General features: G+C 31.1%; 15 protein-coding genes and 1 pseudogene. All 16 read right to left on the bottom strand.

The window, feature by feature from the left end; all coding sequences use genetic code 11:
• Positions 1-3 precede the first annotated feature (3 nt).
• The 16 genes and pseudogenes from CZ225_RS09900 to CZ225_RS09825 all read right to left on the bottom strand — a co-directional run bounded on the left by CZ225_RS09900 (position 4) and on the right by CZ225_RS09825 (position 11,497).
• Positions 4-687 carry a hypothetical protein gene (locus tag CZ225_RS09900; RefSeq protein WP_077153995.1) on the bottom strand — a complete coding sequence of 228 codons (684 nt, stop codon included), beginning with the start codon at positions 685-687 and terminating at the stop codon, positions 4-6.
• A gap of 42 nt (positions 688-729) precedes the next feature.
• Positions 730-1,041, bottom strand: coding sequence for a BF3164 family lipoprotein (locus CZ225_RS09895; protein ID WP_083714624.1), 312 nt, complete (start codon positions 1,039-1,041; stop codon positions 730-732).
• A 987-nt stretch (positions 1,042-2,028) separates the two neighbouring features.
• Positions 2,029-2,604, bottom strand: a complete 576-nt coding sequence (locus tag CZ225_RS09890; protein ID WP_077153993.1) for a hypothetical protein — start codon at positions 2,602-2,604, stop codon at positions 2,029-2,031.
• Complete coding sequence (locus tag CZ225_RS09885; RefSeq protein WP_077153992.1) at positions 2,601-3,725, bottom strand: 6-bladed beta-propeller; 1,125 nt, start codon at positions 3,723-3,725, stop codon at positions 2,601-2,603. Before CZ225_RS09885 ends, CZ225_RS09890 begins: the two co-directional genes overlap by 4 nt.
• Positions 3,726-3,819: 94 nt before the next feature.
• Complete coding sequence (locus tag CZ225_RS09880) at positions 3,820-4,089, bottom strand: hypothetical protein (protein ID WP_077153991.1); 270 nt, start codon at positions 4,087-4,089, stop codon at positions 3,820-3,822.
• Positions 4,090-4,357: 268 nt separating this feature from the next.
• Complete coding sequence (locus CZ225_RS09875) at positions 4,358-5,437, bottom strand: BF3164 family lipoprotein (protein ID WP_077153990.1); 1,080 nt, start codon at positions 5,435-5,437, stop codon at positions 4,358-4,360.
• The gene (locus CZ225_RS09870) at positions 5,403-5,633 is read right to left on the bottom strand and encodes an NVEALA domain-containing protein (RefSeq protein ID WP_077153989.1); all 231 of its coding nucleotides are present in this window, start codon (positions 5,631-5,633) and stop codon (positions 5,403-5,405) included. The genes CZ225_RS09875 and CZ225_RS09870 overlap by 35 nt, the downstream gene beginning before the upstream one ends.
• 158 nt (positions 5,634-5,791) lie before the next feature.
• The gene (locus CZ225_RS09865) at positions 5,792-6,835 is read right to left on the bottom strand and encodes a hypothetical protein (RefSeq protein ID WP_077153988.1); all 1,044 of its coding nucleotides are present in this window, start codon (positions 6,833-6,835) and stop codon (positions 5,792-5,794) included.
• 441 nt (positions 6,836-7,276) lie between these two features.
• Positions 7,277-7,831 carry a hypothetical protein gene (locus tag CZ225_RS09860; RefSeq protein WP_077153987.1) on the bottom strand — a complete coding sequence of 185 codons (555 nt, stop codon included), beginning with the start codon at positions 7,829-7,831 and terminating at the stop codon, positions 7,277-7,279.
• 310 nt (positions 7,832-8,141) lie between these two features.
• Complete coding sequence (locus CZ225_RS09855) at positions 8,142-8,399, bottom strand: hypothetical protein (protein ID WP_077153986.1); 258 nt, start codon at positions 8,397-8,399, stop codon at positions 8,142-8,144.
• Positions 8,400-8,763: 364 nt separating this feature from the next.
• Positions 8,764-8,940, bottom strand: a pseudogene (gene cas2 / locus CZ225_RS09850) (CRISPR-associated endonuclease Cas2); the annotation flags it as partial.
• A gap of 246 nt (positions 8,941-9,186) precedes the next feature.
• Complete coding sequence (locus tag CZ225_RS09845; RefSeq protein ID WP_077153985.1) at positions 9,187-9,474, bottom strand: hypothetical protein; 288 nt, start codon at positions 9,472-9,474, stop codon at positions 9,187-9,189.
• A gap of 93 nt (positions 9,475-9,567) precedes the next feature.
• Complete coding sequence (locus CZ225_RS09840) at positions 9,568-10,362, bottom strand: hypothetical protein (protein WP_234983028.1); 795 nt, start codon at positions 10,360-10,362, stop codon at positions 9,568-9,570.
• Between the two features lie 18 nt (positions 10,363-10,380).
• Positions 10,381-10,602 carry a hypothetical protein gene (locus tag CZ225_RS09835; protein ID WP_077153984.1) on the bottom strand — a complete coding sequence of 74 codons (222 nt, stop codon included), beginning with the start codon at positions 10,600-10,602 and terminating at the stop codon, positions 10,381-10,383.
• A complete protein-coding gene (locus CZ225_RS09830) occupies positions 10,599-11,072 on the bottom strand; it encodes a DUF3990 domain-containing protein (RefSeq protein ID WP_077153983.1) in 474 nt (157 codons plus the stop codon). The genes CZ225_RS09835 and CZ225_RS09830 overlap by 4 nt, the downstream gene beginning before the upstream one ends.
• A complete protein-coding gene (locus CZ225_RS09825) occupies positions 11,069-11,497 on the bottom strand; it encodes a DUF3791 domain-containing protein (protein WP_077153982.1) in 429 nt (142 codons plus the stop codon). The genes CZ225_RS09830 and CZ225_RS09825 overlap by 4 nt, the downstream gene beginning before the upstream one ends.
• Positions 11,498-11,706: the final 209 nt, after the last annotated feature.

Here is an 11,706-nt window from a genome sequence, read left to right as displayed (position 1 = left end):
ATCTTATATGTCATTAAGTATCTTTTTCAAATTATAACGATAAAATGTAGACGAATCAACCTTTTCTTTATAAGCAACAAGGGTTCCCATTTTATCGATATCAATTGAACTCACACATTGATCTAATATAATTTGAGACTTATAATTACCATCTATATCAAAAATACAGATGACATTACCTTCTTCCTCTACTCCATTTTTAGTCTTTAAACACAAAAATAAGTTATCATATGAACCTATATCTAGAAAATAACATTTTAGATCAGGATCAGGCGAATCCATTTGATCTTCATCCGAGCCTAGAATAAGCTGTGGTACTATCTTATTTCCTTCATTTAAATGTAATAATTCTAATCTATCTATATAATTATAAGCTAACAAAATATGATTTCCTATTACATCAAAATCGTAGTTAAAAGCAGTATATGATACACTTTCTCCTTTCCTAAGTGCACATTGCTCTCTAAGCGTGCACTGGTAAGTATCATAATCTTGTTGATTCCTCAAATTAGCTAAATGGAGTTTTGTATCTCTTCCATCTTCTTTCATAATGAAAACAGAATCATTCATTTGAATAATTTTTGTAAACGGTCTGCAAAGATTATCGTCATCTTTAAGTAGCGAATATTTACATTCTAAAGCAAACTCACTATTTTCAATTTTATATTTGTATAAAGAACTTTTCATTATATCATATAAAGTAATAAAACCGGGTTCTTTATTATTCCCCTAATTTTTTGTAACAAATTCACCGGGTCCTTGACCTGTTTTCCCAAAACTATATAGGAATTTTAGTTGAGGATAAGAATAGACAGAAATAAAATCATCTAAATTATTAGAACAAAAAACAATTTTATCATCCATAATCTTCCAATGATATAAACGAAAAACCTGAGAAATTTCCACTGAATCACAGCATTGTATTTCTTTCTGGCATTCACACACCATTTCTTTCACAGGTACTTGAAGATTATCTTTCTTTTTTTCTTGGCAGCTAGCTAAAAGACAAACAAGAATAAATATACATATATTTGTTTTCATATAAAAGCATAATATTTGGCAATCCCAAAAAGAGAAGAAAAAAAATTTGATTTATTTTTAAATAAAGTCTGATTCTTTTCACTTCTCTTTTTTATATTTATTTTCTACCTTTCTCATAAGGATACTGGAACAGGTGATACCAATAATCCAGTAAGATTTAAACAAGTAATCATTCTGTATCTTTTTTAATCATATTAATACTCTTTTTTAGTTCACATGAAATTTAGATTGAGATCATTAATATTTTTATTTTTGTAGCTTCATCCATTATATAACTGAATTACACTTTTACCACATAATACAATATCAGATTTAATAATTATCCTTCTTGCAATATCTATACTTCAACGACTTTTAATTTTTTCAGTGGTAAAAGTAGGGGATAAAAACGAAAATGCAAAATAATGTTGCTGACCATTTCGGACCAACCATATTTATAGATGAAAATCTCCTTTTCATCGTCCTTTCTTCGAATATTTTCCGGATTTTATTGCATTTTCCCTCGTAGTCGAACAAGTTTTTGATAGACCGTCTACCCTAAAACTCTTTTCAATTACAAACTGTAGATACTCATCCTCTTAAAGTATTTAATATAACAACTGCATTTCTCTCCTGTTTGTATATTACATATGTGGAGTAATTACAAAAGAAAAGGAGCAAACTGAATACTACCATTACTTTCCCAATCAATGGTAACAAACAGCCCCCTTTTCTTTAAAAAACTAAAAAATTATAGAATTTACAATTTTCAATATACCCTCAGAAATTAAATTATACGAATATCATATCTTCTATGAATGCAAATTTAGGGGATAAAATTACGAATACCAAAGAATAAGCCTGACCAATTCGGACCAAACGCTTTTTATCTAAAAATCCCCCATTTCATCGACATATTTAAATAACTATAAATTAATATACTTATACTATATCTATGAAATATGCCATCTATCTATATCCAAAAACTATTTTTATACCCATAACAAACTATTTTTGAGATCCATTAATTCTTTCAATAGAATGCAAAAATCCTTCAAGGGAATCATATTCTGCCTTTTGACAAAAAAACAAATTATTTATTAGACCATTTTCGTTCAAAACAAACAAATATGGTTGTCCAGATTCATCAGCTGGAATTATTTCTAAAGTTGAAATATTTACAAACTCAACATTCCTGCAATTAATTGCAGACAACTCTTCTTTTAATGTTGCTTCAAAACTATAAGAACCAAGTACAAATAGCTTTATTTTCTTCTGGCTATCTAACATTTTTTTTAATCTTAATAGATTCTCTGCATAACAACTCAAACAAACTCCGGTATGTAATCGTAATACACACGCATTATCAGGAATAATTTTTCTAATAGAATCAGATAAAGAGAAGCCTTCAGTATTTAAAGCTAAAAGTTGATTTTCTGTAATATCTGATAATCTAAATTTATTTTCTAGGAATGCTGAATTTAATTTCCAAACCTGATCTTCAAGCTTATATTTAATAACAGAAGTTTGTATAACAATTACTAATGAAATAATTATCAATGATATATAAAACCAGTTTTTCATTTAAAATTATATTCGATAATAATAGGGTTAGCTTCTTCAACATCTAAACTTTCTATTACTTTTTGCATTTCTAAATAATAATCAGTATTAGCATAGCTTATATTTTTTTCCAATCCTTCGACTATTTGATAAGGCATCACATAAGACAAAAAAGATTTTTCACTTTTTATATTATCATAAAAGAAAGAATCTGCACTAACAAAAGTCAAATCATTTACTAAAGAAGAAAATAAGTATGCATTAACTTTCTGCGAAGTAAGATCTTTAATCCATAAAACGACTTTATTATCATCAATTGAAGCAAAGTAAACATATTCTTCAGAAGAAGAGAGACCATCAAAATAGGTTTTATAATTATTAAGTCTCATTCTTTTACCAATATTAGATTCTAAAAATGAGTTCTCATCCTGTATAGACAAATTATCAGAAGATGAGAAGTAAGTCATATTACCAAAACTCTTTTTTTCAACATCATATGTTAATATATCATTAGAGCGTCCCTGAGCAAACAACAAATATTTATTAGTATAACTCACAAAAGGAATAGTCTTACATAACCTTAAAGCTTGATTTCTTTTTAATGTTTTTTGTATCGTATTTCCATCTAAATCAACAATATGTATTACGTAATTATCACCTAAAACAAATAATAATATACAACCATCTAAAACATGGAAACCAGAAGCATTAAATGTTAAAGGTATTGACTTAACAAATTTACCAGATAAAGAATAGATCTGTATCTTTTGAGTAGTCAAAACATAAACATTTTCTGTATCTACATCAAAATCCAAAATTATGGAATATTCTTCAGGACCTATTCCCAAATTCCCTATGCTACATAAAAACTTACCCGTCTCTGAAAAAGAAAATAGAGATTTATTTGTTGATTTTACATATATATTTCCATTCTTTTTTACTATTTTATCAATCTGACCTATCAAACAAGAATCGGTTGTTTCAAGAGGAATAATATTGTCAATTTTCACAACTGATGACATTAATGTTTTATCCTCTTCTATTTTTATAGATTTATCATCGACAATAGAAGTAAACTCTGTTTCAGTATTAGTACACGACATTACAAAAACCACCAATAACAAGAAATATTTTATCTTCATAATATAATTTTAAATTAAGAAAACATAGAAATAATGATACAAACATTAATATTCCATATCATATTTCTATGTTTATAAGGACTTTCAAACTTGCCTAGTCTTTAGGACATTCTCTTGTTACTGAACCACAGGAACAATTATTACCATCCCCATTTTCCAAACATGCTTCATAATCTCCAGTTCCAATTCCAGGACAATCAATCACTTTCCATTTACAAACTTTTTCATCTTCAGGATTTGCATATGACTCAACATTATAAAGAGTTAAATCACAAATCCTATCAATATTTCTCGCATTAAATACATTAAATAATGCAAATAGAGCCAGCCCTATTATAAAAGTAAGTTTTAATATGAGTTTCATATAAAAAAAATTAAATTAAACAATGAAGTTTCCGTTTATATCATTTCACCGGAAGCAGCACGTAGCTACCCTTTTTTATTCCACTTTCTTAATTAGAATGTATAAATAGTTATCAATCACTTTAATGTAAAAGACAAACATTATACATCAGTATTTTCATGTTATTTACAATGCTTTAAAAAGGAGCCAACAGTGTGAAATAGATCCGGCAACACCCATGACTCATCATTATGCTCCTTTCAAAAACCCAGTTAATTATCTACTACTCTTAACCAAAGCGAAATTTCACTATTGGTTGGTCATTATTTACATCTGTTGCGATTATTGTTTTATTAATCTCATCAACCCAAATACCAGATATATAATGATCAAGTATATATTTACATAATGGTTCTCCCTTAAGAGTAAATACATATATATACTTTCCTCCACTAGGCAAAGCACCACTACTCCTTGCTATTTCTTTAAAAGTAGTACCACTAAATACTGTATAGATAGCACTATCTGTCACTTGTACATCACTAAATCCCATAATTCCTGTAGGTATTCCATACCCACCTGATACTTGAAATTCAGGTTCACCATGTTCACCTATACGAACAATATGAGTAGTATCTTTTAAATTATAGACTTCTACGACTTCTCCCAATTGAGTAACAGCTGCTAATACGCCATTATTAGGATTATAATCCAAGAAACTTCGCCATGCTTGAGCCAAAGCAGGTCGTGCATCTTGCAATGCCTCTTTATTAGCTGACGGTATTTCACCTATCTTATTTATAAGTCTTCCATTACGATGAACCCAACATAAACGTTTTTCACCTAAATAGTCTGGAATAATGAAAGTAGTATCATTATATATAGCAAATTCAAGAGGTCTTAATAAATCTCCATCCAATGTCACCGTTTCATCTCGAAGAAGTGAATCACAGGATGGAGAAAACCCCAACCTAGTTAATTCTTTCTTATTTGCATCTAATGTCCACACAGCATGTTCACCAAACCGGACATTTTCCATAGAAAGCATATCTGTAGGTGAGTCACCATGCTTTCCAAAGGAACATAAATATTCAAAATTAGGATATTTAAATAGATGGCCATAATAATCAGGACCATGTAAATCCATGATAATGACCTTATCCCCCTCTACATGTATCCTGAATGGATAACGAAGCAGTACAGAGTCAAGTTCTATGACTTCTCCTTTAATTTCTTTTTCTTGTGGAAAGTTAGAATAAGGATATACATTCTCTGCATATTCTTTCTTATTCGTACCACACGAAATTAAAAATAAAAGGAATAAAAGACTTATATTATTGTATTTCAAGACTGTATCCAATACCAACATATTCAACTTTACGATTACCCGCGGGACAATCTATAGAGCCTTGTCCATAACACCTCCCAATATTAGGACTCTCATCACTAGCTATAGCCTCCACATTATTCAAAATTAATGGATTCATGTCATCTTTGTGAAACCTTTTAGTTGTCCAAACAGCAATAACACATAAGAAAATAATAAAAATAATCAGTTTTTTCATATTATTTTTCATCTATAAAATTAAATGATGGGGCAAAAATAAAAAACAAAGAATAGAATGCAAAGAAAAAAGTCTGACCATTTCGGACCAGCTATTTTTTTGAAAAAAAATAGCGATTTCATCGATTATTATTATCATGATGAATGAAACAAAAATTACTATATGAGTAATTGATATGCACTTCCACACCTATTTATATCCAATGAAGAATCTATTTTATGAATGCAAGAACGTAGTCGTCCCACAGCTTTATGAAGTCGAACATGATTACCACTTCCGTCAGGCCACAAATTATCCTTAATAATTTTATCCTCTAAAACATATCCATCATCTTTTGCCTTTAAAAACAACTCTAATAAGAAACTAGTCTGATGTTGAAGTTTCTCTTGTGTCCCATCCTCCTTCTCTATTATTTGCAATTCTGCATAAAATATAATTTTATCATGTAACATATAAGAACGAGCAGGAGTATTGGTTACTCCCTGTACTATTATAATTTCCTTTTGTCTCATCACTTTTATCTTCATAATAATAATGATAGAAATCTTATAAAGACCATATACCATAACAAGATATAGCAGTAAATCTAATAAAATTTCTTTGTATATCATGTGCCATATGTGCCACAAAGAATAATCAAGATAACCTATTATCTCAATTTCACAGGCATAACCTATATAAGTAGTAAACATCAGATTATAAGAATTACACCATTCACTATGAGAGGTCATTTTTGAGTTAATCTCACCATCTCTGCCTGTAACTGAAAGACACAATGCAGACTTAAGAGAAATATCAGATTTCAATAAATATTTCTTCCAAATATTATTTAATGAATCAAGAATAATCGGATTTTTATCAAATGTTATAGAATGCATAAAACGTAAATTTACATCATCAGTTATATTCATAAAATGCTTTTTAGGATCTAATCTATACCAGTGTTTTCCAACTGAATCCTGAATACAAACAGAATCTGGAATATTTGCATTTAAAGTCGGTTTTATATCAAAAAAGAACAAATTGTTACTATCAGAATTTCTACCTTTTAATTCCTGTTCTAATGCCTTAAAAAATGCTTCTCTTGCCTTTTCCTTAGTCTGAGACTTCTTAGATTCATAAGTAATTCTGCCGATACTAAAGAAGAAAATCCCTCCTATACAGATTATTACAGATAACAGAATAATTTTCGTATGTTTCATAATGTTCTAAAATTACGCTATTTGTACCGCAAAGATAACACTTAGTAATTGATTTCACTCAAATACTATCAAACAAAAACCCAACTTACCGGATATTATAAATCATACTCAGTAAATTAGAGTCAATACAAATAATGTATTTAACTATTCAATAATGTAAATTAAGAAACAAGCTAATTTCACTTTTTACTATAGCTTTATTTCAAGCCGCAACACTTTGAGACTTCACATCGATTAATTTCAATAAGAACTATTTTATAATAACATTATTATCAAAGGTGTAAATACACATTATTTTAATCATATCTATGAAACCAAATCCTTAAACATGAATATTTGTCAAACAAAAGTAAGAAACAACCACTTAGATACCTCCAAAAATAGGTGACCATTTGCGACCACCTATCTCTTTTATTCAAAATACCTCATTTCATTGAGGATTTAAAATAATTCTATTCTATCATAGAACCTATACAAGAAGTTGATAACTATCGTAAGCATATAGTTTATTATTGGTAACTGTAAATTTACGAAATGGTCTATTAAAACGAATTCTTCTAAGTAACTATATCCTTCCCAAATCCAAATTTGCAACTCCGGAATCACTTTATCTTTTTCATTATGTAATTGATGATTTGTTACATGTTCATAATAAAATGAATACACTTCATCATTAGTAGCAAAAACATTTCCTCTATACGGTTGAATGCTACCGTCAATAATTCCATCAAATGTATTTCCTCTTTTTTCAATACCTCCCAAGCATATTTCTTTGAGTAAATCACCGTAAATATTATATTGTCGAATCAAATTACGATATAAATAAAAATCCAAAATCACTTCTTTACCTTTTAAACCTGCAGTTAATTTATAATTAAAAACTGCAAGTTCTATATCGTCCAGATAATCATCTGTTATATACTCTCCAAAATCAGTATATTCCCCATCCTTATATAAGAGATATTCTTTTCCTTCTCCTGAAATTAGGCCATTCATTATATAACTACCGTTATCTAAACGGTACCAATTGGTTTATTGCATCGGGGATATTTATCGGGGTATTTAATAAAATTAGAATAGAACTGCAAAAAGAATTTGCTACAAAATAATGTGAGTCTAATCAAAATTAATACTTTGTATAATCTGGATTTAAAGTAAGTTTTGCATTTGCAAACGACATTGCTTCAGCTTCATGTTTTTGTATATCTATTTATGCTACAGTTTAATATAATGAAGAATCTTTTCTTAATACTTTTCAGTGTAGGTAAGCGTCTCTACGATTCTACATTTTAACTCTAAAAAACGACTAATTGGTATTAGTCATTAGTCTGTCTTTTTTCCATCTATCCGGAAATAGATCTCTATATTTCTCAATTGGAGTATTGGGTTGCCAGTTAGCCGTACGATTAATAATATCTGTTAGATACTTGAACATATCCACTTCGTTCATTTTATTTCGCTGATAAATAGAGAGATATCGAAAAATATGACATGAAGCAAAAGTGATTTCATTTGCAAAATAAAGCGTATTTTTCAAGAAAAAGACCACAATGTTTGTTTTCAAACATCCCAATGTTTAAAACAAACACTTAAGAGAATAATAACAATCTTCTAATAGATTAAAATCACCGTATCTTTTGTTACAATCAACCGCTCTTTTTCTATAAAATTACCGCTTAATTACTACGAATTAACCGCTTAATTTTTACAGATTTTCCGTACAATTATACTAAATCAACCGCTCAATTTCAAGTACTTCTTTCGCTCAAGTCTATTACATCTTTCTCATCATTCTCCTATATGTTTCATACAACTCTTCTACATCTTTCTGATAACTCTTGTACATCTTTTGAAAGCTTCTTATATATGTTTCATTTAGACAAACTGTATCCTTGGAAAAAATCATACTATTATCGATAAACCCCATAAATCACACTATCTTCTGATTCATTCATAAAGCTTTTTGCTAAATTCAGAAGCTCTTTCAAACGTACTTCTGATATTTCTCCTTCAAAAACAGAATTTTGTATCCAGTTCAAATATTTACGGCACAGTTTCAACATCTTTGCAACCCGTTTTTCGCCAAAATCATATACTAGAATAATAACATAGTTACCAATACATTTCAAACGGTTTATACTCTTCCTGTCACTTCTCTACAAATACATTCCAAGGCTGCCAAGGAATGTTGAACTGCACCTGTCACTTCAAGAACCAGTCTTCTGGATAAATCCACAATCGCTTCTTTAATTTCTGTTTTTGATGTGGATAATTTTCTTTCTTCTAAAACGGTTTCTATTTCAGATACAGCCGTCTCAAATGTTTCATCACCACGAACTTCAATTTGTCCGTCAGATAATTTCCATCCAATACCTTTTTCGATAAAATATTCTATACCAAGGACAATCCATCATCAGAGCGGACACTTCACTATTCATAAATTCATTTTCACCCCAATTATTAGGGTCTGGTGCTTCCTTGGTTGCGACACAGACCACATTTCTGATTTTCTTTAGTCCATAAAATTGCTTCATAATAACGAGCAGATCGTTTCTTAAAGAATCAGGAGCGTCATTTCTAATAGTTATTTCGGCAGCAGGGACGTAAATCCCCATTCTGTTTGTAAATAGATTGCTCATAATATATTATCTTTTTTGTTTAATCTGAAAGATGGCGGCTTTTAATACCTGAAAACAGATTTTAGCAGTATTCTCATCTGGATGAAAACCTATCTACATCTGCTGATAAGGATGAATATAATTTCTGAAATCTCGTAAAGCATGACTGAATTTCTTCACATCTTCACGAAGGTATCCAATTTCGCATGAAGTGTCGATAAAATGATTGAGAGTCCACTCATTAAATGACTTGGTTCTACCTGTGGCTTTATCTTTAGGAGCAGATTTAGCCTGATTATATGCAGCAGGGTTCTTTGATGCGACTCCAAGTAAAATTCCTTCAAGTGTGCTGCCTGCAAGAAAAATTACGGACAATGAGGCTTTGGCACTTAGGCACTTCTTAATTTCTTCTATCCTGACTTCTAAAAAAGTGGTTAATGACCCATCGATAGGTAAATCAGTAATAGATATGTCATTAAATCCTTGGGTAAGAAAATCATCAACAGTCTCTTTCTCCGTTTTCGTTGCTTTTATCTCAGCGTCAATATCAACACCTGTGGATTTTGCAAATGTAATCTCAGTCCCTTTACGGACGACTTGCCATCCATCAAACGCTAAATATTGGTTAAATTCTCCGATAAATTTGTCTAAGGCATCGAATCTCTCTATGAAGTTGACCGGAGCAAATAGATCTTTGATACATTTCTCTAAATTAGGAGAACCATTTATCGCGTTTAATTTTATATCTGTGTATTCCCACCTCGAAGGAAATCCTCCCCGTCCATAGGGGTAACTTTCTTTAAACCCATATTTATTAAAGAATTCAACAAGTTTTGGCCCTGACCGATATTCAGTTTCTTCATTTATTAAATTCCGTAGTTTTTCTATTGTTTTTGGAGATATAACCATGACAGTCCTGTTTATAATTTATAATATTTTCCCCATCTTAATTTCAGACTTAAGTATTTCATAAACAAAGGCGGAACTCTCAATATAAAGTCCTGTGGATTCATCGGAAAGTTTCTCAAATGTTTCTGAGTTATGGAACAGGTTAACAGCCGAAAGTAAATCCATATTATTATCCTGCATCAAGTAAGCGATGATGTCTTTGGTTATGCCTTCTACGAGATATTGTACTTTCTTATTCATAACGCTTTCAGATATATCACCGCTTTGGGTGTGTGGAAGAAATACTGAGATGAAATTTTCTTATACTTAAGTCCATTTACTAACATAGGCAAATCAATAATGCCATCGTCGAAGTTACGGAACAAAGTTGCAATTGTGTCATCAGCTACCGGACCAATAACAATATCGTACTCGTGAACCGGATGCTGCCGTTCCCTGCTTCGGTTGGCCATCACAAATAAAGCCCATTCTTCATCCGGTTTTTCGAAACGTTTAATGGATAATGAAGGGTTGTTCAATGCGGTCTCATCAAATTCAAAACAAGTAACAACAGCTTCACCTCCATAGATGGAAGCGGTACGTCTTGCCATTCCGGAAGCCTGCTCCTTTAACTCAGTCAGATAAAATCCTTGCCCAAAATCCTTATAAGGTTTACATTTAGCAAAATCGATGGTTTTTATGTCCATCTTAGAACCGTGATATAATTTCATAACACACCTCCTCCGTTATTATAGCACACACGAGCCAAATCCTGCACACTATCATCCAGCGACAACTGATGTTCAGCTTCGTAGTGCTCCATAAGAAACTCCAATCCCTTATAGCGATTCAGATAGTTACTTGCCTCCCGGATAGTCATATTATATGCACCCGCAAATTCGCTAATGACAGCAACAATATAACCGATAACACGCTTGTCGATGCTACGAGAGCTAACCAAACGAACACTTGCCGATAGGTTCAACGCATCAAGAACCTTAGTGACTGTTTTTATAGTCAGTCCCTTGCCGCTCTCAATCTTAGAAATCTGTGCCTTGCCTACACCGACTTTTGCCCCAAGTTCTTCCTGAGTCATCCCACGACGCATTCTTTCGTCCCGAATCAGTGCACCTATTTTATTAATTTCAATATTCATAGTTATCTCTTTTTCTGCAAAGATAAAAAACAGTTTCCAATTTAGGCAACTTTATAGCAATAATTTGCCGATTTTAGGAAAAGCCCTGCTCCTACATATGGAAAGCCGGAAATTCTTTTGCCTTAATGAAGAATGCAAGAAAAGAACTTTAGCAAAACAGCCCGGCAATGAAGTATTCCGCTACCGCAGGAGAACAAGGCGGTGCGAAA

Origin of the sequence: Bacteroides bouchesdurhonensis (assembly GCF_900155865.1) — a bacterium.
GTDB classification, from domain to species: Bacteria; Bacteroidota; Bacteroidia; order Bacteroidales; family Bacteroidaceae; genus Bacteroides; species Bacteroides bouchesdurhonensis.
This window is presented reverse-complemented; position numbering and strand designations above follow the sequence as displayed.

Excerpts from the sequence above, each read along its gene's own strand:
- CZ225_RS09825 (WP_077153982.1), bottom strand. The coding sequence starts at position 11,497 with ATGAATATTGAAATTAATAAAATAGGTGCACTGATTCGGGACGAAAGA.
- CZ225_RS09890 (WP_077153993.1), bottom strand. The coding sequence starts at position 2,604 with ATGAAAAACTGGTTTTATATATCATTGATAATTATTTCATTAGTAATT.
- CZ225_RS09875 (WP_077153990.1), bottom strand. The coding sequence starts at position 5,437 with ATGTTGGTATTGGATACAGTCTTGAAATACAATAATATAAGTCTTTTA.
- CZ225_RS09895 (WP_083714624.1), bottom strand. The coding sequence starts at position 1,041 with ATGAAAACAAATATATGTATATTTATTCTTGTTTGTCTTTTAGCTAGC.
- CZ225_RS09845 (WP_077153985.1), bottom strand. The coding sequence starts at position 9,474 with ATGAGCAATCTATTTACAAACAGAATGGGGATTTACGTCCCTGCTGCC.
- CZ225_RS09835 (WP_077153984.1), bottom strand. The coding sequence starts at position 10,602 with ATGAATAAGAAAGTACAATATCTCGTAGAAGGCATAACCAAAGACATC.
- CZ225_RS09840 (WP_234983028.1), bottom strand. The coding sequence starts at position 10,362 with ATGGTTATATCTCCAAAAACAATAGAAAAACTACGGAATTTAATAAAT.
- CZ225_RS09860 (WP_077153987.1), bottom strand. The coding sequence starts at position 7,831 with ATGAATGGCCTAATTTCAGGAGAAGGAAAAGAATATCTCTTATATAAG.
- CZ225_RS09880 (WP_077153991.1), bottom strand. The coding sequence starts at position 4,089 with ATGAAACTCATATTAAAACTTACTTTTATAATAGGGCTGGCTCTATTT.
- CZ225_RS09870 (WP_077153989.1), bottom strand. The coding sequence starts at position 5,633 with ATGAAAAAACTGATTATTTTTATTATTTTCTTATGTGTTATTGCTGTT.
- CZ225_RS09830 (WP_077153983.1), bottom strand. The coding sequence starts at position 11,072 with ATGAAATTATATCACGGTTCTAAGATGGACATAAAAACCATCGATTTT.
- CZ225_RS09865 (WP_077153988.1), bottom strand. The coding sequence starts at position 6,835 with ATGAAACATACGAAAATTATTCTGTTATCTGTAATAATCTGTATAGGA.
- CZ225_RS09885 (WP_077153992.1), bottom strand. The coding sequence starts at position 3,725 with ATGAAGATAAAATATTTCTTGTTATTGGTGGTTTTTGTAATGTCGTGT.
- CZ225_RS09900 (WP_077153995.1), bottom strand. The coding sequence starts at position 687 with ATGAAAAGTTCTTTATACAAATATAAAATTGAAAATAGTGAGTTTGCT.